This is a genomic window from Tenacibaculum dicentrarchi, from assembly GCF_964036635.1.
Taxonomy (GTDB): Bacteria; Bacteroidota; Bacteroidia; order Flavobacteriales; family Flavobacteriaceae; genus Polaribacter; species Polaribacter dicentrarchi.
The window spans coordinates 303,652-328,262 of record NZ_OZ038524.1; the positions used below are offsets into that span (position 1 = coordinate 303,652).

At 31.1% G+C, this 24,611-nt stretch carries 25 protein-coding genes and 3 tRNA genes; 19 read left to right on the forward strand and 9 right to left on the reverse strand.

The genetic code is table 11. The annotated features are described in order from the left end of the window. Window position 1: 1 nt before the first annotated feature. From murD to ABNT14_RS01305, 9 genes are all read left to right on the forward strand, one after another. Window positions 2-1,333 (forward strand): UDP-N-acetylmuramoyl-L-alanine--D-glutamate ligase, encoded by a 1,332-nt coding sequence (murD, locus tag ABNT14_RS01265; RefSeq protein WP_101902480.1) that lies wholly within the window; start codon window positions 2-4, stop codon window positions 1,331-1,333. Between the two features lie 14 nt (window positions 1,334-1,347). After that, the gene (locus ABNT14_RS01270; RefSeq protein ID WP_101902634.1) at window positions 1,348-2,538 is read left to right on the forward strand and encodes an FtsW/RodA/SpoVE family cell cycle protein; all 1,191 of its coding nucleotides are present in this window, start codon (window positions 1,348-1,350) and stop codon (window positions 2,536-2,538) included. After that, on the forward strand, window positions 2,522-3,613 hold the full coding sequence (murG, locus tag ABNT14_RS01275) for an undecaprenyldiphospho-muramoylpentapeptide beta-N-acetylglucosaminyltransferase (RefSeq protein ID WP_101902481.1): 1,092 nt from the start codon (window positions 2,522-2,524) through the stop codon (window positions 3,611-3,613). The genes ABNT14_RS01270 and murG overlap by 17 nt, the downstream gene beginning before the upstream one ends. After that, on the forward strand, window positions 3,613-4,959 hold the full coding sequence (gene murC, locus ABNT14_RS01280; protein ID WP_101902482.1) for a UDP-N-acetylmuramate--L-alanine ligase: 1,347 nt from the start codon (window positions 3,613-3,615) through the stop codon (window positions 4,957-4,959). The genes murG and murC overlap by 1 nt, the downstream gene beginning before the upstream one ends. Before the next feature lie 2 nt (window positions 4,960-4,961). Further along, window positions 4,962-5,705, forward strand: a complete 744-nt coding sequence (locus tag ABNT14_RS01285; protein ID WP_101902483.1) for a cell division protein FtsQ/DivIB — start codon at window positions 4,962-4,964, stop codon at window positions 5,703-5,705. After that, on the forward strand, window positions 5,692-7,044 hold the full coding sequence (ftsA, locus tag ABNT14_RS01290; RefSeq protein WP_101902484.1) for a cell division protein FtsA: 1,353 nt from the start codon (window positions 5,692-5,694) through the stop codon (window positions 7,042-7,044). Before ABNT14_RS01285 ends, ftsA begins: the two co-directional genes overlap by 14 nt. 85 nt (window positions 7,045-7,129) lie before the next feature. Next, window positions 7,130-9,010, forward strand: a complete 1,881-nt coding sequence (gene ftsZ / locus ABNT14_RS01295; protein ID WP_101902485.1) for a cell division protein FtsZ — start codon at window positions 7,130-7,132, stop codon at window positions 9,008-9,010. Window positions 9,011-9,080: 70 nt separating this feature from the next. Beyond that, window positions 9,081-9,527 (forward strand): GatB/YqeY domain-containing protein, encoded by a 447-nt coding sequence (locus ABNT14_RS01300; RefSeq protein ID WP_101902486.1) that lies wholly within the window; start codon window positions 9,081-9,083, stop codon window positions 9,525-9,527. A 15-nt stretch (window positions 9,528-9,542) separates the two neighbouring features. After that, window positions 9,543-9,616 (forward strand) — tRNA-Arg (locus ABNT14_RS01305). Between the two features lie 108 nt (window positions 9,617-9,724). Here the strand turns inward: ABNT14_RS01305 and ABNT14_RS01310 are convergent. Next, entirely contained in the window at window positions 9,725-10,357 is a 633-nt protein-coding gene (locus ABNT14_RS01310; protein WP_101902487.1) for a Crp/Fnr family transcriptional regulator, read from the reverse strand. A gap of 112 nt (window positions 10,358-10,469) precedes the next feature. Here ABNT14_RS01310 and ABNT14_RS01315 point away from each other — a divergent pair, with 112 nt between their 5' ends. After that, a complete protein-coding gene (locus ABNT14_RS01315) occupies window positions 10,470-10,889 on the forward strand; it encodes a CBS domain-containing protein (RefSeq protein WP_101902488.1) in 420 nt (139 codons plus the stop codon). An 84-nt stretch (window positions 10,890-10,973) separates the two neighbouring features. Here ABNT14_RS01315 and rpe read toward each other — a convergent pair whose 3' ends face one another. Continuing rightward, window positions 10,974-11,630: a ribulose-phosphate 3-epimerase gene (gene rpe / locus ABNT14_RS01320; RefSeq protein WP_101902489.1), complete on the reverse strand. Its 657-nt coding sequence runs from the start codon at window positions 11,628-11,630 to the stop codon at window positions 10,974-10,976. A 247-nt stretch (window positions 11,631-11,877) separates the two neighbouring features. Further along, on the reverse strand, window positions 11,878-12,741 hold the full coding sequence (locus tag ABNT14_RS01325; RefSeq protein WP_101902490.1) for a sigma-70 family RNA polymerase sigma factor: 864 nt from the start codon (window positions 12,739-12,741) through the stop codon (window positions 11,878-11,880). 198 nt (window positions 12,742-12,939) lie between these two features. Here ABNT14_RS01325 and ABNT14_RS01330 point away from each other — a divergent pair, with 198 nt between their 5' ends. The 4 genes from ABNT14_RS01330 to ABNT14_RS01345 all read left to right on the forward strand — a co-directional run bounded on the left by ABNT14_RS01330 (window position 12,940) and on the right by ABNT14_RS01345 (window position 15,349). Continuing rightward, window positions 12,940-13,506 carry an RNA polymerase sigma factor gene (locus ABNT14_RS01330; RefSeq protein WP_101902491.1) on the forward strand — a complete coding sequence of 189 codons (567 nt, stop codon included), beginning with the start codon at window positions 12,940-12,942 and terminating at the stop codon, window positions 13,504-13,506. 219 nt (window positions 13,507-13,725) lie between these two features. Further along, entirely contained in the window at window positions 13,726-14,295 is a 570-nt protein-coding gene (locus ABNT14_RS01335; protein ID WP_101902492.1) for an RNA polymerase sigma factor, read from the forward strand. Between the two features lie 5 nt (window positions 14,296-14,300). Beyond that, window positions 14,301-14,492: a hypothetical protein gene (locus tag ABNT14_RS01340; RefSeq protein WP_101902493.1), complete on the forward strand. Its 192-nt coding sequence runs from the start codon at window positions 14,301-14,303 to the stop codon at window positions 14,490-14,492. Window positions 14,493-14,527: 35 nt separating this feature from the next. Further along, window positions 14,528-15,349, forward strand: coding sequence for a mechanosensitive ion channel family protein (locus ABNT14_RS01345; protein WP_101902494.1), 822 nt, complete (start codon window positions 14,528-14,530; stop codon window positions 15,347-15,349). A gap of 253 nt (window positions 15,350-15,602) precedes the next feature. Here ABNT14_RS01345 and ABNT14_RS01350 read toward each other — a convergent pair whose 3' ends face one another. The 5 genes from ABNT14_RS01350 to ABNT14_RS01370 all read right to left on the reverse strand — a co-directional run bounded on the left by ABNT14_RS01350 (window position 15,603) and on the right by ABNT14_RS01370 (window position 20,628). Further along, window positions 15,603-16,304 (reverse strand): porin family protein, encoded by a 702-nt coding sequence (locus ABNT14_RS01350; protein WP_101902495.1) that lies wholly within the window; start codon window positions 16,302-16,304, stop codon window positions 15,603-15,605. A gap of 1 nt (window position 16,305) precedes the next feature. Then, window positions 16,306-17,034 carry a bifunctional demethylmenaquinone methyltransferase/2-methoxy-6-polyprenyl-1,4-benzoquinol methylase UbiE gene (gene ubiE / locus ABNT14_RS01355; RefSeq protein WP_101902496.1) on the reverse strand — a complete coding sequence of 243 codons (729 nt, stop codon included), beginning with the start codon at window positions 17,032-17,034 and terminating at the stop codon, window positions 16,306-16,308. A gap of 12 nt (window positions 17,035-17,046) precedes the next feature. Next, window positions 17,047-17,940 carry a NifU family protein gene (locus ABNT14_RS01360; protein WP_101902497.1) on the reverse strand — a complete coding sequence of 298 codons (894 nt, stop codon included), beginning with the start codon at window positions 17,938-17,940 and terminating at the stop codon, window positions 17,047-17,049. Between the two features lie 102 nt (window positions 17,941-18,042). After that, entirely contained in the window at window positions 18,043-19,431 is a 1,389-nt protein-coding gene (locus ABNT14_RS01365; RefSeq protein WP_101902498.1) for an OmpP1/FadL family transporter, read from the reverse strand. A gap of 36 nt (window positions 19,432-19,467) precedes the next feature. Beyond that, on the reverse strand, window positions 19,468-20,628 hold the full coding sequence (locus ABNT14_RS01370; RefSeq protein WP_145993571.1) for a hypothetical protein: 1,161 nt from the start codon (window positions 20,626-20,628) through the stop codon (window positions 19,468-19,470). 146 nt (window positions 20,629-20,774) lie between these two features. On the opposite strand from ABNT14_RS01370, the gene proS reads away from it, so the two are divergent. The 5 genes from proS (at window position 20,775) to ABNT14_RS01395 (ending at window position 24,077) form a co-directional block, all read left to right on the forward strand. Continuing rightward, window positions 20,775-22,253: a proline--tRNA ligase gene (gene proS / locus ABNT14_RS01375; protein ID WP_101902635.1), complete on the forward strand. Its 1,479-nt coding sequence runs from the start codon at window positions 20,775-20,777 to the stop codon at window positions 22,251-22,253. A gap of 658 nt (window positions 22,254-22,911) precedes the next feature. After that, window positions 22,912-22,983 (forward strand) — tRNA-Glu (locus tag ABNT14_RS01380). Between the two features lie 119 nt (window positions 22,984-23,102). Beyond that, a tRNA-Glu gene (locus ABNT14_RS01385) sits at window positions 23,103-23,174 on the forward strand. Window positions 23,175-23,209: 35 nt separating this feature from the next. After that, window positions 23,210-23,461, forward strand: coding sequence for a 30S ribosomal protein S20 (gene rpsT, locus ABNT14_RS01390; RefSeq protein ID WP_101902499.1), 252 nt, complete (start codon window positions 23,210-23,212; stop codon window positions 23,459-23,461). Between the two features lie 115 nt (window positions 23,462-23,576). Continuing rightward, window positions 23,577-24,077, forward strand: a complete 501-nt coding sequence (locus ABNT14_RS01395; protein ID WP_101902500.1) for an ABC transporter ATPase — start codon at window positions 23,577-23,579, stop codon at window positions 24,075-24,077. Here the strand turns inward: ABNT14_RS01395 and ABNT14_RS01400 are convergent. Next, the gene (locus ABNT14_RS01400; RefSeq protein ID WP_101902501.1) at window positions 24,051-24,587 is read right to left on the reverse strand and encodes a hypothetical protein; all 537 of its coding nucleotides are present in this window, start codon (window positions 24,585-24,587) and stop codon (window positions 24,051-24,053) included. The two genes, ABNT14_RS01395 and ABNT14_RS01400, sit on opposite strands and share 27 nt — an antisense overlap. Window positions 24,588-24,611: the final 24 nt, after the last annotated feature.

A 24,611-nucleotide genomic window follows, 5' to 3' on the forward strand; every position in this document is an offset into this window, starting at 1 on the left:
TATGAAAAGGTTGGTTATTCTTGGCGGTGGAGAAAGTGGTGTTGGAACGGCATTATTGGGAAAGCAAAAAGGTTTTGAGGTTTTTGTTTCTGATAAAGGAACGATTGCTGAAAAATATAAAAAAGTACTTTTAGAAAACGCTATAAATTTCGAAGAAAATAAACATACCGAATCGGCAATTTTTAATGCAGATATTGTTATGAAAAGCCCTGGGATACCTGATAAAATAGCGCTAATACAAGCGTTAATTTTAAAAGGTATAAAAGTGATTTCTGAAATTGAATTTGCCGCAAAATATACCGCAGCTAAAATAATAGGAATCACAGGCTCAAACGGAAAAACTACGACCACATTATTAACAGGTCATTTGCTTAAAAATACGGGTTTAAGTGTTTGTATTGGTGGTAATATTGGCGATAGTTTTGCGCAGTTAGTGGCTGAAAAATCACCTGAAAATTACGTATTAGAATTGAGTAGCTTTCAGCTAGATGGAATTATTGATTTCAGCCCACATATTGCTGTTGTTACAAATATATCGCCAGATCATTTAGATAGATATGATTATAATTTTGGTAATTATATAAATTCAAAATTTCGCATTACAAAAAATCAAACAGCAACCGATTTTTTAATTTATGATGCTGATGATATAGAAATACAAAATTGGCTAAAAAAGAATACTACAAAGGCTCAAAAAATCCCTTTTTCAATTGAAAAAGAATCGGAATATGGTGCTTTTTTAAGGGATGATAAAATAATAATAAAACTAGAAACCGAAGAAGTTTTAATCAAAATTGATGATTTAGCGTTAAAAGGCAAACACAATATTAAAAATGCAATGGCAGCTGCAATAACTGCAAAACTATTACAAATAAATACTAATGTAATTGCTAAAAGTTTGTCAGATTTTCAAGCTGTTGAGCATCGATTAGAATATGTCCAAAAAGTAAATGGCGTACAATTTATTAATGATAGTAAAGCAACCAATGTAAATGCTGTTTTTTATGCACTAGAATGTATAAAAACCCCAATAGTTTGGGTTGTTGGCGGTGTTGATAAAGGAAATGATTATACCGAATTATTACCATTAGTAAAACAAAAAGTAAAAGCGATCGTTTGCTTAGGAGAAAATAATCAAAAAATTATAGAAGCCTTTGCGAACCTTGTTGCTGTTATTGAAACTAATACAGCCGATAAAGCAGTAGCAGCAGCAAGTAAATTAGCAAATTCAGGCGATACTGTTTTGTTATCGCCAGCATGTGCGAGTTTTGATTTATTTAAAAACTATCAAGATAGAGGTACAAAATTTAAAGAAGCAATTTATAATTTATAAAACCAAACTGATTGATTAAAACAATTTTTAAGCAAATAAAAGGAGATAAAACTATTTGGACTATTGTGGCATTGCTAGCAATATTTTCATTTATGCCTATATATAGCGCAAGTACCAACTTGGTTTATGTGGTAGGTAATGGCTCTACGCTAGGGCATTTAATGAAGCATGTTGTATTATTAATAACTGGTTTTGCTGTTATTTATGGTGTTCATAAAATTCCATACAGGTATTTTAGTGGTGCGTCAGTTTTAATGCTTCCTGTAGTTGTTTTATTATTGGTGTTTACCTTGGCACAGGGGAAAATAATAGGTGGAGCAAATGCTAGTAGATGGATTCGAATTCCGTTTGTAGGCATCGGTTTTCAAACCTCTACTTTAGCAGGTTTGGTATTGATGACCTATGTTTCAAGGTATTTAGCAAAGAATAAAGAAAAATTCATCAACTTTAAAGAAAGCTTGTTACAATTGTGGTTACCTGTTTCTATAATTTTATTATTGATACTTCCAGCGAACTTCTCAACAACAGCCATTCTTTTTTTAATGGTTTTATTATTGACATTTATTGGAGGGTATCCGTTAAAATATATTGGTAATGTGATTGGTATAGGACTTCTTTCATTGGTGTTTTTTATTTTGGTAGCAAAAGCATTCCCTGAAGTAATGCCAAACCGTGTAAATACTTGGCAAAGTAGGATTGAAGGGTTTTATAAAGTTGACATAAAAGAAAATTATCAAGTAGAAAAAGCAAAAATAGCCATCGTAACAGGTGGAATGATAGGAAAAGGTCCAGGTAAAAGTGTGCAGAAAAACTTTTTACCACAGTCTTCTTCCGATTTTATATATGCCATTATTATTGAAGAATGGGGACTTGTAGGTGCTGTGGTAATTGTTGTTATTTACCTGGTACTATTATTAAGAATTTTAATTACTGCTAAACAAACAACAACTATTTTTGGTACACTAATGGTGCTTTCCGTAGGAATACCTATCGTATTTCAAGCGATGATTAACATGGCAGTTGCCGTAAATATATTACCTGTAACTGGGCAAACACTTCCGCTAATTAGTAGTGGAGGTACATCTATTTGGATGACTTGTTTTGCCTTAGGAATGATATTGAGTGTAAGTGCTTCTCAAAATGAAACAGAAGAAGCTATTTTAGATGATAACCCTTTAAATATTTTACATGAAACAGGCGATTAGTGTTATTATAAGTGGTGGCGGAACTGGTGGGCATATTTACCCAGCGATTGCCATTGCAAACGAAATAAAAGAACGTTATCCATTAGCAAAAATTTTGTTTGTTGGTGCTTCAGATAAAATGGAAATGCAAAAAGTTCCGGAAGCTGGCTATGAAATTAAAGGATTATGGATTGCAGGAATTCAACGAAAAATAACCTTTAAAAATTTACTTTTTCCGGTAAAATTAGTCCATAGTTTATGGAAAGCACACGTTATTATTAAAAAATTTAAGCCAGATGTTGCCATTGGAACAGGTGGTTTTGCAAGCGGACCCACATTAATGGTTGCAGGTAAAAAAAACATTCCAACTCTGGTACAAGAACAAAACTCTTACCCAGGAATTACCAACAAATTATTAAGTAAAAAAGCGCATAAAATATGTGTTGCTTACGATGGTTTAGAACGTTTTTTTTCGAGGGATAAAATTATCAAAACAGGAAATCCTGTACGACAAGATTTATTGAATATTACCGAGAAAATATCCGAAGGGAAAACTTTTTTTAAATTAGATAAAGCTAAAAAAACAATTTTAATTTTAGGAGGAAGTTTAGGGGCTCGAAAAATAAATGAATTAATTCAAGCAAATTTAGATTTTTTTAAGGCTCAAAACGTGCAGTTAATTTGGCAGTGTGGAAAACTTTATATTGACGATTATAAGCGTTATAATAATTTAGAAAACGTGCAAGTTCATGCCTTTTTAAATAAAATGGATTTAGCGTATGCTGCTGCCGATTTTATAATATCAAGAGCAGGAGCAAGTTCGGTTTCAGAATTATGTATTGTTGGTAAGCCTACCATTTTTATTCCGTCGCCAAATGTAGCGGAAGACCATCAAACTAAAAACGCCAAAGCTATTGTTGATAAAAATGGCGCGATTTTGGTAGTAGAAAAAGAACTAACAGAATTTCCAAAAGTATTGAAAGGATTGTTAAAAGATACCGAAAAACAAGCCGATTTAAGCAAAAATATGAAAAAATTGGCATTGCCAAAGGCAACAAAAGATATTGTTAACGAAATAGAAAAATTAATTAATTAGTGGATTTAAAAGAAATACATAACGTCTATTTTATAGGAATTGGAGGTATTGGTATGAGTGCAATTGCACGTTATTTTTCTGTAAATGGAAAAAACGTATTTGGTTACGATAAAACATCAAGTCCGATTACAAAAAAATTAACAACTATTGGCGTAAAAATTCATTTTGAAGATGGAGTGAAAAATATACCACTTTCTTGTTTAAACACTCAAAAAACACTGGTTGTTTACACACCTGCAATTCCGAGTACACATCAAGAGTTGACTTATTTTAAAAATAATGGCTTTACGATTTTAAAAAGAGCTGAAATTTTAGGTGAAATTACCAAAAACACTCAATGTTTAGCCGTTGCAGGAACACATGGTAAAACAACAACGTCGGCAATTTTAGGGCATATTATGCAGCCCGAAAAAGCAACGTCTTTTTTAGGTGGAATTTCAGAAAATTACAATTCAAATTTAATTTTAGGAGAAGATAAAATATCGGTTGTAGAAGCTGATGAATTTGATAGATCATTTTTAAAATTATCGCCAAATATTGCTTGTATTACTTCTATGGATGCCGATCATTTAGATATTTATGGTGAAAATGAAATGCTACAAGAATCTTTTAAAGATTTTGCAAATAAGGTTTCTGATACTTTAATTGTAGCAAAAGGACTGCCATTAAAAGGGCTAACTTATGCTGTCAATGAAGCTGCCGACTATAGGGCATATAACGTAAAAATAGGAACAGGTGCTTATGTTTTTGATGTAGATACTCCTACAGAAACTATAAAAAATATCACCTTTAATTTACCAGGGAAACACAACATGATGAACGCTTTAGCTGCTTTAGCAATGGCAGATGTTTATGGTGTTACGTTAGAAAATATTAAAAACCAGTTGAAAACTTTTACTGGGGTTCAGCGTAGATTTTCATATAAAATTAAAACGGAAAACTTAGTATTGATAGATGACTATGCACATCATCCAACAGAAATAAACGCTGTAATTACTTCGGTAAAGGAAATGTATCCTAACCAGAAAATATTAGGAGTTTTTCAACCTCATTTGTTTAGTAGAACTAAAGACTTTGTAGCTGACTTTGCTAAGGCTCTTTCGAGGTTTGATGACTTACTTTTGTTAGATATTTATCCTGCAAGAGAATTACCTATAAAAGGGGTAACATCATCTTGGTTATTAGAAAAAGTAAAATTAAAAAATAAAATATTAATTTCTAAAGATAAATTAAGTGACGAAATTTTAAAAAAAGGGTCTAATATTATAGTTATGATTGGTGCGGGGGATATCGGTTTATTGATAGATGGTATAAGAGATGATTTAATCCAAAAACATAAAAATTAACAATGAAAACAATAGCTACATACGTGTCTTTTTTCTTGTTGTTGCTTTTTTTAGGCTTTTTATATGGGTTCACAAGCAATAAAAACGGTTTAAAAGAAGTAAAAAACACAGTAGTTGAATTTGAAGAGGGTGATAATAACTTTTTGACACACAGTATGGTTGATAAAATGTTAATACAAAATAGTGGCTTTGTTAAAAATCAACGAAAAAGAGTAGTAAATTTACACTTTTTAGAAACGAATGTTTTAGGAAACCCTTATGTTGAAAAAGCAACTGTTTATTTGACCATTGATGGTGTATTGAAAACATTGATAAAACAGCGTAAACCAATAGCTCGTATTGTAAATGAACATGCGTCTTATTATATTGATGAATTTGGTGTCGAAATTCCATTATCATCAAATTTTTCGGCAAGAGTACCCTTAATATCAGGAGTAAGGAATAATCCGAAAGATATAAAGGAGCTAATACAGTTGATAAAAAAAATAGAAAACTATAATTTTTTTAGTAAAGAAATTGTAGCAATTCAAAAAAATAGAAAAAAGGAATATATATTTACCGTTCGTAGTGGTAGTTATAAAATAATTTTTGGAAAGCTTGAAAAAGAAGCAATTAAGTTTAAAAAATTAATCGCATTTTATAATAAAGCTTTGATTGATAAAACAATTAAAAAATATAAGACAATAAATGTAAAATACCACAACCAAGTTGTGTGCACAAAACAAAAGCAAGATGAAAAACAATAAAATAGCCGTTGGTTTAGATATTGGTACTACCAAAATTGTAGCAATGATTGGTCGTAAGAATGAATACGACAAATTAGAGGTTTTGGGTATTGGTAAAGCTAAAAGTTTAGGTGTAAAACGTGGTGTTGTAAATAACATTACGCAAACAATTGAATCTATAGAACAAGCAGTTAATGAAGCACAAAGTATTTCAGGGCAGTCTATAGAAAATGTAGTGGTAGGTATTGCAGGACAACATATTAGAAGCTTACATCATAGCGATTATATTACACGTGAAAAATCAGATGTGGTAATTAGTGATACTGATATTGAAAGTCTAGTAGGGCAAGTACATAAATTAGTAATGCTACCTGGTGAAGAAATTATTCATGTTTTACCACAAGAATTTAAAGTAGATAGTCAGTCAGATGTTAAAGAACCTATTGGAATGTATGGCGGACGATTAGAAGCTAATTTTCACGTAGTTGTTGGTCAAATATCTTCTATTAGAAATATCGGCAGATGCGTAAAAAGTGTTGGCTTAAATTTATCAGAAATAACTTTAGAGCCATTAGCATCGGCGGCAGCTGTGTTAAGTCAAGAAGAAAAAGAAGCAGGAGTTGCTTTAATTGATATTGGAGGAGGTACAACTGATTTAGCAATATTTAAAGACGGTGTTATTCGTCATACAGCTGTAGTTCCTTTTGGAGGAAATGTAATTACTGAAGATATAAAAGAAGGTTGCTCAATTATTGAAAAGCAAGCCGAGTTATTAAAAGTGAAATTTGGTTCGGCATGGCCGGGAGAAAATAAAGAAACAGAAATTGTTTCTATACCTGGTTTAAGAGGCAGAGAACCAAAAGAAATTACCCTTAAAAATTTATCGAAAATAATTCATGCAAGAGTACAAGAAATTATTGAGCATGTATATTTAGAAATAAAAAATTATGGGCATGAAACCGAAAAAGGAAAATTAATTGCAGGAATTGTATTAACAGGAGGAGGCTCTCAATTAAAACATTTAAGACAGTTAGTAGAATATATAACAGGAATGGACGTTCGTATAGGATATCCAGATGAACATTTAGCAGATGATTCTGATCAAGCCTTATCTAGCCCTGCATACGCAACAGCTGTAGGATTACTAATGGAAGGACTAAAAAAAGAAGTCAAGGAAATACCCGAAGAATTAGTACCACCTGAAGTTGAAAACGAAATCGATAATGAAACGTTTTTAGAAGAAGAAAGAAAAAAAGAAGAAAAAGAAAGAGAAGAAAAAGAAAGAGAGAAAGAGAAATCTAAATCTTTTTTTGATAAATTTACAGAAAGATTTAAAGATTTCTTAGACAACGCAGAATAAGTTATTATAAAAATAAAACAAAATAAAAAACACCTTTTATCCCCTCAAAATAGAAGTGTAAATAAAAATTATAAACAGGAAAGTTATGAGCACAGAATTCAATAACATTTCGTTCGATATGCCAAAAACACAGTCGAATGCTATTAAAGTGATTGGTGTTGGTGGGGGAGGAAGTAATGCGGTAGATCACATGTTTAGTAAGCAAATTCACGGAGTAGATTTCGTAATTTGTAATACAGATGCACAAGCGTTAGAAAGCAGTCCGATTCCTAATAAAATTCAATTAGGTGCACACTTAACATCAGGGTTAGGTGCAGGTGCAAATCCTGATGTTGGAGCACAAGCAGCTGCCGAAAGTATTCAAGAAATTCAACAAATGCTAAGCACCCATACCAAAATGGTTTTTATTACTGCTGGTATGGGAGGTGGTACTGGTACTGGTGCTGCGCCTATTATTGCGAAAATAGCAAAAGATATGGATATTTTAACGGTAGGAATCGTTACAATGCCATTTCAATTTGAAGGAAGAAGACGTAGTCAACAAGCACAAGATGGAATAGATGAACTTCGTAGTAATGTAGATTCTCTTATTGTTATTAATAACAATAAATTAAGAGAAGTTTACGGAAACTTAGGATTTAAAGCTGGTTTTTCTAAAGCCGATGAGGTTTTAGCTACTGCTGCCAAAGGAATCGCAGAAGTAATTACACACCACTATAAACAAAATATTGATTTACACGATGCTAAAACAGTACTTTCTAATAGTGGAACTGCTATTATGGGATCGGCAAAAGAATCAGGTGAAAATCGCGCTAAAAATGCCATTATAAAAGCCCTAGATTCTCCTTTACTTAATGATAATAAAATTACAGGTGCTAAAAACGTACTGTTGTTAATTATTTCAGGAGTTAATGAAGTAACTTTAGATGAAATAGGGGAAATTAATGAGCATATTCAAGATGAAGCTGGTTATGATGCCAATATTATTATGGGGGTTGGAGAAGATGAAACCCTTGAAGATGGTATATCGGTAACAATTGTTGCTACAGGTTTTACTGCAGACCAACAAGGTACAATTACAAATACTGAAGTACCTAAAATTGTTCATACTTTAGAAGATGAAGACCCTACATCACATACCATTGCAAGCAGAAAAAAAGGCGCATCGGGTGTAAATGAACCACTTTCGGTAAACGAACCGCTTTCTTCCGATAAACCTCGTAGAGTTGTCACTGTTTTAAAGGATGATGATGACGAACAAGAAGTACCAAGGTTTAAATCAAATAGTCCTACGGATAATATAGCTGCTATAAATGTTGTTTATGATGAAATTACACCAGATACAGTTTCTGAAGATGATTTTATTATTACAAATATAGCCAATCAGGCAAGTGAATATAAAGAGGTACCGCAAGAACCTTTTGAGCAAGACTTATTATTTGATTTGCCTACAAATTCGTATGATCAGGTAGCTCCAAAAACCGAAACTCCTATTAACGAACCAAAGGAAAATACAAATTCTAATGCTTCAAAATCAAATCAGCAAGTTGAAAAACGCTATATTTTAGATACTTTTGATGCAGAACCAACAATTAGAAAAAGCTCAAACCCTGTAGCTAGAGAAGAAGTTGAAGAAGCATTGAGGTTTCAGGTAAGAACAAAAAAAGTACAAGACATTAATGAAAATGATGCGACAGCTGAAGAAATATCTCCTTTAAGTATTACCATTTCGGAATTGCAAAAAAGAACGCAAGAACGACGTGATAAAATGAAAGGGTATAATTATAAATTTAATGACCAAGTAGGTAAAAATATTGATGAAATAGAGCGTCAGCCTGCTTATAAAAGATTAGGTGTCGATATTAATACGGATTCATCAATTAGTAAATCAGACACGAAATTAAATACAGAAAACAACAAATTATCACGTTCAAATAATTCATTTTTACACGATAATGTAGATTAATAAAAATGTCTTTTTAAAATATTTAAAAATTCCTGTTTAATCGGGAATTTTTTAACTAAAAAATAAAAAAATGGGATTGCAAAAACAAGTAATAGAACAAATGAAAGTAGCTATGAAAGCAAAAGATACCGTTGCTTTAACGGCGCTTAGAGCTTTAAAATCGGCTTTTATGATTGCAAATACTCAAACATCAGTAGGAGAAATATCAGAAGAAGAAGCACTTAAAATTATTCAAAAACAAGTGAAACAACGTAAAGATAGTGCTGCTGTTTTTACCCAACAAAAAAGAGATGATTTAGCAAAGCCAGAACTTGAAGAAGCAGCAGTTTTAGAGCAGTTCTTACCTGAGGCTTTATCCGAAGAAGAAATTGCAAAAGTAGTAGCTGAGGTTATCGCCAAAACAAAGGCAACAGGAATGAAAGATATGGGGAAAGTTATGGGAATGGCATCAAAAGAATTAGCAGGAAAAGCCGATGGCACAACAATATCAGCAATTGTTAAAAAAACATTAGCTTAAATTTTAAGTTAAAATGGCTGCGTAGTTCAACTGGATAGAATATCAGATTTCGGCTCTGATGGTTGGGAGTTCGAATCTCTTCGCAGTCACAAAAATAAAAAGCAATAATCTTATTTTAAGGTTATTGCTTTATTGTTTCCTGAAAAGAGTTGTGTTGTAAAACTGTTTCCTTGTGAAATTAAAACTCTAAAAACACATTAAAGCTCTAATATTTTTATCTGATTTCTATGTAATTCAATTTTGGATTCTCTTTCTAACGCTTTTAAAAGCCGAGAAATTACAACTCTTGAGCTGTGTAAATCGTTAGCTATTTGTAGGTGAGTAACATTTAAAACATCATTTCCAACAACCATTGCTTTATCTTTTAAGTATTTTAATAAACGGTCGTTCATGTTTAAAAAAGCGATAGAATCGACCGCTTCAATAAATTCATTAAGCCTTGAATGATAGCTTTGTAAAATATATTCTTGCCAGCTTTTATATTTAGTAAACCATTCCGACATTTTAGTTTTTGGAATCATTAGCACCGTAACATCGGTTTCGGTAACGGCTTTAATTTTACTTTTGGTTTCGTTGATACAACAGGAAAGTGTCATGGCGCAGGTGTCGCCTTTTTCAATGTAGTATAACACCAATTCATCGCCGTCTTTGTCTTCTCTTAAAACTTTAATTGCTCCGCTAAGAATTAACGGAATAGAAAAGATAGCGCTATCGGCATCAATGATTACCGTATTTTCTTTAAACTCTTTATATACTGCTACGCTGGCTATCTGTTCAAGTAAAGCATCTTCAAATAAATAGTCGTAATGCTGTTGTAGTTTTTCTATCAATTTTAATGATTTTTAGCCGATAATTTACAAAAAAATAAAAGAATAATAGCTGATTTTAGTTTGCTTTTAAATTGATTTAATTGCTGAAATTTATACTGATAAATAAAATATGATGAATAAAAATACAAAAGTTTCAGAAATAATGACTAAAAATGTACTTACTTTAAGTACTTCGGATGATTTAATGACAGCAGAAAAGTTGTTTAAAAAAGAAAAAATACGGCATATTCCTGTTGTTATTGATTCAAAAATAAAAGGAATGTTAAGTTATACCGATTTATTAAGAATAAGTTTTGCTGATGCTATTTATGATGATGAAAACGAGGTAGATGCTGTGGTTTATAATATGTTTACTATTGAACAAGTGATGGCAAAAAATTTGATTTCTGTAGACTCGTCTACAACGGTAAAAGAGGTGGCTAAAATTTTAGCAAAAAAAGAATTTCACGCTTTGCCTGTTGTTGACAACAATGAATTGGTAGGAATTGTTACGAGTACCGATTTAATTAATTATTTAATCGCACAGTTTTAAGTAGTCGTTTTAATAAAAATTTATCATAAAAAAGGAAGCTGAAAAAGCCTCCTTTTTTTATGTTTTTTGATAAAATTAAACTTTTTAATTAATCAAATTTTTTAAATTTTCAATAGTTTCTGTAGGATTATCACTTTTAAAAACATAGCTACCTGCTACAAGTACATTTGCACCTGCTTCAATAAGTTTGTTAGCATTTTTATCGGTTACACCACCATCAATTTCTATTTTACATTCTGAATTAGAAAATTCAATTAAATGTTTTAACTGACTTACTTTCTTATAGGTGTTTTCAATGAATGATTGCCCTCCAAAACCTGGATTTACACTCATAATACATACCATATCTAAGTCTTGAATAATATCTTCTAAAACAGCAATTGGTGTGTGCGGATTTAATGCTACACCAGCTTTCATTCCTGCTGCTTTAATTGCTTGAATTGTTCTGTGTAAGTGTGTACAAGCTTCATAATGTACAGTTAAAATATCTGCTCCTAAATCGGCAAAAATTTCAATATATTGGTCAGGGTTAACAATCATTAAATGCACGTCGATTGTTTTTGTTGCGTGTTTTGCAATTGCTTTTAAAACAGGCATTCCGAAAGATATGTTTGGTACAAATACACCATCCATAATATCAATATGAAACCAATCGGCATCACTATTATTTACCATTTCGATGTCTCTTTGTAGGTTAGCAAAATCTGCTGCTAATACTGAAGGTGCAATTAAATTACTCATTAATTTATTGTTGTGTTGTTAGTTGGCAAAGATAAATAATTAGTGTTATAAAAAAATAATCAAATGTTTTTTATAATGCAAATGTATAAATAGGAGTTCTAGTTTTTTAGCCCTGATAGAGGCGGCATCCTTTTTTGAAGAATGAAAAAAAGATATAGCCGAAAGCAGGAAATAGCTTCAAATAAAAAAACTCTCAAAAATTAATTTGAGAGTTTTTACTGATAATTTAAATATTTAAAATAATTGATTACCCTAAGTAAGTCATTAAAATTTTACTACGAGAGGTATGTTTTAATCTGCGGATAGCTTTTTCTTTAATTTGACGAACACGCTCACGAGTTAAATCGAAAGTTTCACCAATTTCTTCAAGAGTCATTGGTTGGTGTTCTCCTAAACCAAAATATAATTTAACAACATCAGCCTCACGAGGCGTTAATGTTTCTAAGGCACGGTTAATTTCAATACGTAATGAGTCGTGTAATAAAGTTTTATCTGGGTTTGGAGATTCACCAGAGTTTAATACATCATATAAATTAGAATCTTCACCTTCAATTAAAGGAGCATCCATTGATACGTGACGACCAGAGTTTTTCATAGATTCTTTAACGTCATTCACAGTCATGTCTAACTTTTTAGCAATTTCTTCAGGACTTGGAGGTCTTTCGTTTTCTTGCTCTAAAAAGGCGTACATTTTGTTAATTTTATTGATAGAACCAATTTTATTTAACGGTAAACGTACAATACGAGATTGTTCAGCTAATGCTTGTAAAATTGATTGACGAATCCACCAAACAGCGTATGAAATAAACTTAAAACCACGAGTTTCATCAAAACGTTTAGCTGCTTTAATTAAACCTAAGTTACCTTCGTTAATTAAATCAGGTAACGTTAAACCTTGATTTTGATATTGTTTAGCAACCGAAACAACGAAACGTAAGTTAGCTTTAGTTAATTTTTCTAATGCTCTTTGGTCACCAGCTTTAATTCTTTGTGCTAATTCTACTTCTTCATCAGCAGTAATTAAATCTACTTTTCCTATTTCTTGTAAATATTTATCTAAAGAGGCAGTTTCTCTATTGGTAACCTGCTTGGTAATTTTAAGTTGTCTCATCGTAATTAAGTACTTTTTTAATTCATCATTCGTCCTTACACTATATTATACGTAGTATTGTTTGTAAATGTTACAAAAAAAATAATTATTTTTTAAAAGATACTTAACTACCCTTGGTCTACACAAAATGCTGTTTTATCTCGTTTAAAAATTTAAAGAGTTATTATTTATTTAATTTATAATATAAATCAGACGACTATGAATGCAACAGCTACAAAAATAACAGATGAAGATTTAGTTTACCAAATTGTTCGTACAAATAATACTGCTTTATTTGGTGTATTATATAATCGGTTTTCTAGAATGGTTTTTTATAAATGTTATGGATTTTCTAAAAATAAACAGGAAGCCGAAGATTTAATGCATGATGTTTTTATCAGATTATTTATTAAATTAAAAACGTTTAAAGGAACATCTAAATTTTCAGCATGGTTGTATTCTTTTACGTATAATTTTTGTGTAAATTATGTGCAAAGAAACAGTTATAAAAAGAATGCAAAAATTACTGTTATAACAGACCGAATTAAAGACGAAAATATTAAAGACGAAAAAGAAGGAGCTTTATTTTTAGAATTAAAATCAATTCGATTAGCAAAAGCATTTCGTATGATTGCTGTTTCTGAAAAGAAGATTTTACTAATGAAATATCAGGACGATATGAGTATCAAAGAAATATCAAATACATTAAATATAGGGAATAGTGCTGTAAAAATGCGTTTAAAACGTGCTAAAGATAAAATCTCAGAAATTTATAAGAACTTGTAAATCTTTATTTTAGTGTTTTTTTTAATAATTATTATTTCTTCAATTACTAATTGTTTTTTAGTCTTAAAAATTAATGTGTAATAATTGTTATTTAAAACTAAATATCAATTAAAGAATTATTAAATTAGCTCTTTTATAAAAAATGAAGGTGACCTTTTTAAAAAAAAAGTGTCTCACTAATTGTAAGTCGAACTATAAATTAAGAACCAAACTTAACTATTGAAAAGTATTGATATTACAAAACTAAGCGATGAAGAGCTGGTTAGTAAAATAGTAGAGAAAAATGATTCTCATTTATTTGCTGTTTTATATGACCGTTATGCGGGCGTTGTGTATAATAAATGTTACGGTTTTTCTAAAAATAAACAAGAAGCCCAAGATTTAACACACGATGTGTTTATCCGTTTGTTTGTAAAATTAAGAACTTTTAAAGGGAAATCAAAATTCTCTACCTGGTTATATTCTTTTACTTATAATTTCTGCGTAAATTATGTACAAAGAAATAAAGAGAAAAAAAAAGAAAAAGTTACTGTTGTAACAGATCAAATAAAAGAAGAAAGTAATGAAGATGAAATTGACGATGCCGAATTATTTGAACTAAAGGCGGATAAATTAGCAAAAGTACTTGAAATGATAGCTGCACCTGAAAAAATGATTTTATTAATGAAATATCAAGATGATATGAGCATTAAAGAAATTTCAGAGGCTTTGAGTTTAGGTGATAGTGCCGTAAAAATGCGTTTAAAAAGAGCCAAAGAAAAAGTTATAAAAGTATATAACACACTGTGATAATTATGGAAAATCCATTTAAGAAAATATTACATAATGAAGAATTGCCAGAGGTACTCAAAAGTAAAGTACTTAAAGATGTGGCAATGATAAAGCTATCGATAGATATAGCTGATTTATTTGTGGTGAAATACCCAAGTACAATTGCTGATTTATTGGGAGGCGGTGTGTCTAAAAAAGAAACTAAAAACGAATAATAACTCTAAGAATAAAATTAAATAATAACACCATCATGAATGTATTAAAAATTGATATTTTAGAACCTTTTAAAGATGTTTTTAAAAATATTATTGATTCGTTACCAACTGTACTTGGGTTTATTGGCTTTGTAATTTTAGCTTGGTTAATTATTAAAGTTTTTCTATATATTGTAAGAAAAGGATTGTCTAAAACAAAAATTGATGAATGGTCTAAAAAATTAAGTAAAACAGAAATTTTTGGTAATTCAACTATAAATATTGTATTAACTAATGTAATACTTACTATACTAAGGTGGTTTTTAATACTAATATTTGTTATGGCAGGTTCTAGTATTTTTGGATTAGAAGCTGTATCAGAAGGTATAAAAAGTTTTTTTGCTTATTTACCGAAGTTATTAACAGCAATTGGAATTTTTGTAGCAGGTGTTTATTTAGGAACTGTTCTTAAAAAAGCAACTCAAACAATGTTTAAATCGTTAGAAATTTCTGGAGGTAATTTAGTTGGAAATATTGCTTTTTATTTAATTGTAGTTTTTTTAACGATAACAGCATTAGATCAGGCAGGGGTTGATACATCTGTAATAAAAAGTAATTTAACACTTTTAATAGGTTCTGTTCTTTTAGCATTTACTTTATCTTTTGGTTTAGGAGCTAAAGAAGTTGTAGTTCGATTGCTTTATGGCTATTATTCAAGAAAAAATGTAGGTATTGGAAAAAAAGTAACAATAGGAGATGTTAAAGGTATTGTAACTGCAATTGATAATATTTGTTTAACTGTTACAACAACTCAAGGGAATGTCGTTTTTCCAATTAAAGAGGTGGTAGATAGTAAAATAGTTATTGAAAATGAGTAGGCTAATTGCTTTTTTATCTTATATTTGCTTTCATTTTTATTATAAAAATGAATAAACATGATAGATTTCGGGGGACTTCTATCTTATAGATAAAGACATTGTTCTTTATCATAATGACCATCTTATCGATGGTCATTTTTTTGTTATTATATGTGACTTATAAGTAAAATAAGTGTCTAATAAGTAAGGTAGATTTCGGGGGACTTCTATCTTTACAAAAAAGCCACTGTTAATATTAACAGTGGCTTTTTAATTATTCAAATGATAGGTGTAAAAATACGCCTCGTGTTCCTAAGTAATCAACGGGGTCTGTCCATTGACTAGGTGAATTGTTATCGGGTATGAGTTCATTATTAATAGCGAAAATACCTCTAATAGAAGGTGATAATTTAAAGTAACTTAAATAGAGGTCAATACCAATACCTATTTCGTAAAGCACATTACTAGTGGTAGTTCTAAATTCACCAACGGCATTATCATCACTATTTTTTTCATTACTAGAAAAATTATAATCATACGATATTCCTCCTAATACATAAGGACGTATGTTATTAAGCCTATTAGTACTCATTTTTAGTAGCAAAGGCAAGTGCAAATAGGTAGCACTAACTTCTCTAGTATGTATATTTTCTGTTCCAGGAATATGCTTAAAAAATAATGTTTTTGTATTTGACATTAACCCTGGTTCAAATCGTAAATTAAGATTGTTGTGTAATTTTAAATCGGCAATTAAACCAACGTTAAAGCCTACAGAACTTGACACTTCAACTTCAGCATTTTTAAAAGAGCTAGGTTTATAGCTCACTTTATAGCCATTATTGTTTACCCCTAAGTAAAAACCATAATGAAAAATATGTTTATCAAAACTAGGTAGATTTAATATTTTCTCACGTTGTGCCCGAAGGCATAGGGTAAAAAATCCGAAAAATGCGAAAAGTAAAATTTTTTTTAACATATTATTTAAAAGCGGTGTAAATTGATGCAACTCCAAAAGTTACAGGTAAATTATTTACATTCTTAAACCCATTTTTTTGTAAAATATTGTTAAAAGCTTCACCAAAAGGAAAAGAATTTGCACTTTCTGATAAATAAGAATATGCTACTTTATCTTTTGAAAATAATTTTCCAATAATAGGTAGTAAAATATTAGTGTGAAATTGATATCCTTGTTTAAAGGGAAATTTAGTAGGGTTAGAGGTTTCTAAGACTACAAATTTACCTCCAGGTTTTAAAATACGGTATATTTCAGTTAATCCTTTATTTAGGTTTTCAAAATTTCTAACTCCAAAAGAAACTGTTATTGCATCAAAAGTATTGTTTTCAAAAGGCATTTTTTCGCTATCACCAACAATCATTTCTATTTTATGGGTTAAATTAGCTTTGGCAATTTTTTGCTTACCAACTTCTAACATTCCTGCAGAAATATCTAAACCTACAATTTTATCAGGGTTTAAATCTGCCATCATTAAAGCTAAGTCACCAGTACCAGTAGCGATATCTAAAATTTGTTTAGGATTATTTTCGCCTATTAATTTTACTACTTTTTTTCGCCAGCTAACATCAATCCCTAAAGAGATAACACGGTTTAATCCGTCGTAATCTTCAGAAATATTGTCAAACATTTTAGCTACTTGTTCTTTTTTTCCTAAGTCAGAATCTTTGTATGGTTTGATTGTTTTAGACATCTTTTTTATAAATTATCCGTTAATAGCAACTACTTGATTAATTTTATTAGGTAGCATATCTTTAAGCATAGTTTCAATACCATTTTTTAAAGTTACCGTTGATGAGGGGCAACCGCTACAAGCACCTTGTAATATTACACTAACTATTTTAGTATCTTTATTGTACGATTGAAAGGCAATATTCCCACCATCAGAGGCTACGGCTGGTTTAATATATTCATCTAAAATAGCAACAATTTCAGCTTCTGTAGCTGTTAAATCTTCCTTCGGAATTTCAACATTTTCTTTGGTTTGTTGCTTAGGAAGTTCTTTTATAATTATTTTTCCTTCTTGAATATAAGTTCTAATAAAAGAGCGAATTTCTTGGTGTACTTCATTCCATTCAATCATGTCATATTTTGTAATAGACACGTAATTTTCAGAAATAAAAATTTCTTTTACAAACGGAAATCCGAATAATTCTTGCGCTAAAGGCGATGATTTACTAGCTTCTTCGATATTTTTAAACTCAACATCTGTTTGAGTAAGTGCTTTATTTGAACCAAATTTCATAACCGCAGGGTTAGGAGTAACTTCGGCATATACTTCAACAGCTTCTTTTTTAGTATTTACTTCTTCTACTAATTTGTTACCATCTTGTAAATAGCTTTCAATTTGTTCACGCAATTCTTCTTCTACGTCTTCCCACTGCACAATATCATAACGCTGAACTGCGATGAAATTAGCAGTAATTAGTATTTTTTTTACAAAAGGAAGGTAAAAAAGTTGTTGTGCTAAAGGTGAGTTTTTAGCTTCGTCTATATTATTAAACTCATAACTACCGCCGTTTACTAAAATTGTACTGCTTGTAAATTTTAAAATAGTTTCGTTATTGGTTTCTTGTATACGTATTTTTATCGTGCTCATAAGTTGTGAAATGAAGTGCAAAATTACGGTAAAAAACTGAGATATATGTATATAAAAAATCCTGCAAAAGCAGGATTTGAATATAAGCTGTTATGCTTGTGTTTATAAATTAAAGGTTAGCGTTGCTGAAATTTTAGATGTTTTGTTATCTGTAGTTAAATCGCCAGTGTTATAGATGGTGTAAAATTGCTTTCTTTGCTGTTTAGAGTAGGCTAAATCTATTTTTGTGTTTCCAAAGTTATAACCTAAGCCTGTTGAAAAACCGCTTAAATTATCTTTATTTGTATTGCCACCTAAAATAAGGTTTGGATTTTTTTCATAATGGTAACCACCACGAATACTTATGTTATCAAAACGCCATTCTGTACCAATATTTAAAGCATGTGTATTTCGATAATTATTGTTAAAATTGTCATTTTCTACAGAAAAATTACCATCACTAAATTTGATGTTTTTGTAATTTTTATAGGTATAATCAATACTAATTAATCCTTTTTTACCAAAAACGTACGCGCCACTAGCGGTAATTCTGCTAGGAGTTTTAAAGCGGTAAACATTTTCTTGAAAAGGATTATCGCTTTCTAAACGCTCTCCATTATTAATGTTAGGTGTTTTTAAATCAAAATATCCTTTGTAATTTTGATATACAAAATCATCTTTATCATAAGGTACTAAATTACTATTTTCATAAACTTCATAATACCAGGTAGGTGTTTCAAAAGCCAATCCTAAACGTAAATTTTGATTAAACTTATAAATAAACCCAACATTTAACGAAAAACCATTCGAATCAAAAGAACTATCTTGAACATTAAAGGCATCTAAGGTGTTTCCGTCGGTATCGTTATTAAACTCATTAAGTTTAATAAGTTGGGTGAAATTAATTTTATGAAAATTTAAGGTAGCTCCAACAGATAATTTATTCAGATGAACGGCAGAAAATCCGAAGCTGTAAACGCTACTTTTTCCAGTGGTTTCGTTTTCTATAAACTGTTCTTGAGGATAGTCAAAAATGATAGAAGGATCGGTAAGATGTTCTGTAAAATACGCATCGCTACTATTTCCTTGAGCGTTATAAGCACTGTTAAAATCTTTTTTTATTCGATAATTAACACTTAGCGCAAACCGATTCCAATTAGAATTATAAGCGCTATCAAAAGTTAAAATTGCGCCAGCTTGACTCAGGTTAAATTCAGCGTTTTCGGTATTGGCTTTATTGCCATAATACATAGAAGAGTAGGCGGTATTTCGATTACTTAAAGTTGCCGACACAACACTTTTTCGACTAACAACAGCACCTGCAGGGTTAATCCCTATAGCAGAAATATCACCACCTAATGCACCAAAAGCGCCACTCATTGCTTCAAAACGAGCCGTTCCGTTAGTATCATCTCCTGAAAACAAAGTTCCTAATTCGTTGTAATTTAATGATTGTGAAAAACCAGTATATGTACTAGCGATAAGTATCGCAAAAGTTAAAATTCGTTTCATTTTTTTGTTAATTAGTTGTAAAACTGATTTAGAAAATTAGCGTCTGTTATTAGTTGAACTTCTGCTGTTAGACGACCTATTACTATTTCTTCTTGAATACGTTGAATTACTGCGAGAGTTTCTTGATGTTGTTGGTCTGTTATAATTTTTAGTATTGTTATTACTATTTCTTCTTGAATACGTTGAATTACTGCGAGAGTTTCTTGATGTTGTTGGTCTGTTATAACTTTTAGTATTGTTATTACTGTTCCTTCTTGAATACGTTGAATTACTGCGAGAGTTTTTAGTTGTTCGAGTACTTCTTGTATTGCGGTTTATTTTATTGGCATTTCTAGAAGGTGTGTATTTTCTAGTAGAATTACCACGAGTTGTTCGTGTATTTCTAGTGTTCCGGGTGTTTCTTGTATTGGTCGTATTTCTAGTATTTTTAGAACCTCTTATATTTCTGTATGAACGATTGTTTCTACTAGCATTTGTATTTCTTCTATAGCTTTTTGTATTTCTTCTTGAAGTGGTTGCAATTCTTCTATATTTTGATGCAGCTCTGTAACTTCTGTAAGGATTCGAACCGTTGTGACAGCTGTAATAACGGTTATAGTTACTGTAATAGTTGCGTCTGTAGTATGGGTAATAATAAGGGTTGTTATAATAATTCATTCCATAATAACCACGGTTATAAAACCCGTAATTATAAAAATTTCCGTAGGCATAATGTCTTGAACGCCACCAAGGTCTGTTGTAATTTACTCCGTAATAACCATCCCAATTATTATAATAGCCCCATTGAGGTGCTGTATTTATATGAATTACAACATCGGTATTATTGTTTTTGTTGTAACCCCAAGGTTCATTATTTGTATAGTTATTTTGAGTATCATCATTTCTAATATCCTGATCAGCATTAAAAGGTGCTTCTTCAGAGGCATATTGCTCAATATCAGTAAAAATATCGGTGTCATTTAAAACCCCTAAACGCTCCACTTCCTTGGTGAAATAGTTTTCTTTGGGAGCCTTATATTCTTTAGTTTTCGCAACAATAATAGTACGTTGTGGCTTTTGAATAGGTTTGTCATCGGCATAAATACCATCATCATTATTGGCAACGGTTTGCATTGTTCCGCATGAAACAATTGTAGCTGACATCAATAATAAAAGTAGGTAAAAAGGAAGCTTGGTGTGGCTATATTGGAACTTCATGGCTTAAAATTTAAGGTTATAAAAACTAATTGGGAAACTGGGGTACAAAATACGATTTCTTTGTTGGGCAAGTAGCCTTTTTAATGTAGTTTTGCATAGACAATTTACGCATGAAATATAACAATATTTATGCCAAACTTTTGATTATGAGCAAACATTTAACAAAAAGAGACGAAGATTATTCGAAATGGTATAACGAATTAGTGGTAAAAGCTGATTTAGCTGAAAACTCAGCCGTTAGAGGATGTATGGTTATAAAACCCTACGGATTTGCTATTTGGGAAAACATGCAAGCAGAATTAAATAGAATGTTTAAAGAAACAGGGCATGAAAATGCTTATTTCCCATTACTTGTACCCAAAAGTTTATTTGAAGCAGAAGAGAAAAATGCCGAAGGATTTGCGAAAGAATGTGCCGTTGTAACACATTATCGTTTAGAAAACGACCCAGAGAACAAAGGGAAATTAAGAGTAGATCCGAATGCAAAATTAGAAGAAGAATTAGTAATTCGTCCAACATCCGAAGCAATTATTTGGAACACCTATAAAGGATGGATTCAGTCATACCGTGACTTACCATTATTAATAAACCAATGGGCAAATGTAATGCGTTGGGAAATGCGTACTCGTTTATTTTTGCGTACCGCCGAATTTTTATGGCAAGAAGGGCACACAGCACACGCCACAAAAACCGAAGCAGTAGCTGAAGCAAAACAAATGCAAGAAGTATATGCAACCTTTGCGCAAGACTTTATGGCGATGCCTGTAATAAAAGGAGCAAAATCAGCAAGCGAACGTTTTGCAGGAGCCGAAGATACCTTAACTATTGAAGCATTAATGCAAGACGGTAAAGCTTTACAAGCGGGAACATCTCACTTTTTAGGGCAGAATTTTGCCAAAGCATTTGATGTAAAATACACATCAAAAGAAGGAAAGAAAGAATACGTTTGGGCAACTTCTTGGGGAGTTTCAACACGTTTAATCGGAGGATTAATAATGACACATTCCGATGATGCAGGTTTAGTTTTACCTCCAAAATTAGCACCAATCCAAGTGGTAATCGTCCCTATACATAAAGGAGACGACCAATTAGAAGCAATTTCTGAAAAAGTAAATGTAATTGTAAAAGAATTACGTAAAAAAGGCGTTTCAGTAAAGTTTGATACCAGAGATACTTACAGACCAGGTGCAAAATTTGCCGAATACGAATTAAAAGGAGTTCCTGTGCGAGTAGCAATGGGTAACCGTGATTTACAAAACGGTACTGTTGAAGTTGCTCGTCGTGATACTTTCGAAAAACAAACGGTTGCTATTGATAGCGTTGTAGACGTTATTACCAACTTATTAGAAGATATTCAAGAGAATTTATTTAATAGAGCTTTAGATTATAGAGCAAACCATACTACTGAAGTAACTACTTTTGATGAGTTTAAAGACGCTATTGAAAACAAAGGCGGATTTGTGTCAGCTCACTGGGATGGAACTGAAGAAACTGAAGATAAAATTAAAGAAATTACAAAAGCAACTATTAGATGTATTCCTAACGATGCCAAAGAAGAGGCAGGAACCTGTGTATTTACAGGAAATCCATCTACTAAAAAAGTGCTTTTTGCCAAGGCATATTAATATAAAAATACATTTTATTAAAAAATCCTGCTTCGGTAGGATTTTTTTTTGAAGCAATTTCCCGCTTTCCGCACTCGCTCTTTTTTGAAAAAAATCAAAAAAGGAGCTCAAACAATTGCTACAATCGGGGCTAGGCATTTGTGCTTGTTTTTAAGAACTGTACAAAAAGAATAGAACCTGAACCTTTATAACTTGTTTAAAAATTAAATAAAGACTAAATTCTCGTCATGCTGAATTTATTTCAGCATCGCATTAACAGGAGAACTATGGCAAATCAGGATGCGACTCCTTATTTTTCTGTGATATTTTTTAAAAAATGAAATTTAAATAAGCCTTCATCAATGTTAAGTCAATATAAATTGATAAAAACAGTAAGTTTAGTCAGAAATTTATTAGTCTTTTTAATACTCGGAGTAGGAGAAAATTTAGGGGTAAAGAGCTAAAATTACTTTATGTATTGAAATTGATGAAAAATAATACGTTTTTCTATTTAAATTAAAAATACATGTATCTTCCTGTTTATTAATCTTTTAAGTGTGTTTTTGGTAGCTTTTAAAATAATTCATGTAAATTTTTTTAAATAAAAATAACAAAAAGTTTTGCAGGATTGAAAAACAGTTGTATATTTGCACCCGCAATCAGATGAATTGTTTGTCACGGTCCGTTCGTCTAGGGGTTAGGACGCATGGTTTTCATCCATGTAACACGGGTTCGATTCCCGTACGGACTACAATTTAATTGATGTTTTATAGAATTTATAATTTTAATAAGACAAAAAATTAATAATAAAATTACCGTAAATGTAAAATAATATTTTATATTTGCACTCTCAATCAGAATGATTGTTTTGGTCCGTTCGTCTAGGGGTTAGGACGCATGGTTTTCATCCATGTAACACGGGTTCGATTCCCGTACGGACTACAAAGTTTTTTATAAACCTTTAAGAATTTAGCATAATGGCAAATCATAAGTCAGCAATTAAAAGAATCAGAAGTAACGACGCTAAGCGTTTAAGAAATAAATATCAGCATAAAACAACTCGTAATGCTGTTAGAAGATTAAAAGCATCTGAAGATAAGGCAGAAGCACAAGGAATGCTTTCTACTGTTGTATCTATGTTAGATAAATTAGCAAAGAATAATATTATTCACAAGAATAAAGCATCTAACTTAAAATCAAAATTAGCTAAACACGTAGCTTCTTTATAAGAATTTAAAGTTTACTTAAAATAAAAAAAACGTTTCGATATATCGAAACGTTTTTTTGTTTGTTAAAAAAAGGCTTTTGTTTTCTGTATCTTTGCCGTTAAGATTAAGAATAATTATGTTAGTAGATTTTAATACATTATCAGAAGAGGCAAAGGTTTGGATTTATCCATGTAACAGAAAGTTTTATCCAAAGGAAATTGACGGATTAAACGAGCAATTAAAAACATTTGTTGAGGGGTGGAAGTTAGACGATGAGAATTTTAAAGCATCCTTTGAGGTACGATACAATCGTTTTATCATTTTTTCAGCTGCAGAAGATGCTGTGTTGTTAAATGCCGATATTGATGCACAAGTTGGTTTTATTTTACAGTTACAGACACAATACGAGGTGGAATTGTTAGATAGAATGAATGTGTGTTTTAAACAAGGTGAATACACACAATATAAAGATTTGAAAGACTTTAAGGGCTTGATTAAAAACAAAGCAGTAACCGAAAAAACAATCATTTTTGATAATTTAATTGAAACAAAACAAGAGTTAGAAAATTACTGGGAAGTGCCAATTTCTGAAAGCTGGTATAGCCGATTTTTAAAGAAAAGTAAAACCAAGTCCTAAAGAAACACTGTCTAGGTTTCCATTTTTAAAGTTTGTTATTTTTTTTCGGTGAAAATCTAAATGTAAAACAGTAAGCCATCTGCTTGAATTGCTAATTTGCATGCCTAAACCAAGGGCATAATAATTTCCGTTTTCAAAATTTTTTGAAGGACGCCACATATTACCAAAACTAGCTTGGGTAAAAAAACGATCATCATCATCTCTAGAAATAGTGTAACGAAGTGTTCCGTACATTGGTACGGCGTTTAAACCAAACTTCGGATGGTGGTCGTATCCTAAATTAACAATACCTGCCCAGCGGTTATTAAATTGATATCCAAAACCAGTACGTATAAAAATAGCGGAAAATTTAAACATATTCTCATTATCATCAGGTTCAAATAATACGTAATTTTCGTTAAGTGCAAACGTAAAATTTAAGGAACTTGTGAAAAAAGCATGTTTTTCTTGTGCTTTTAAAGTATAGTTGACTGTAAATATAAAGGCAAAAAGTAGCAGTGTTTTTTTCATAGCGTTAAAATAGTTAACGCTATG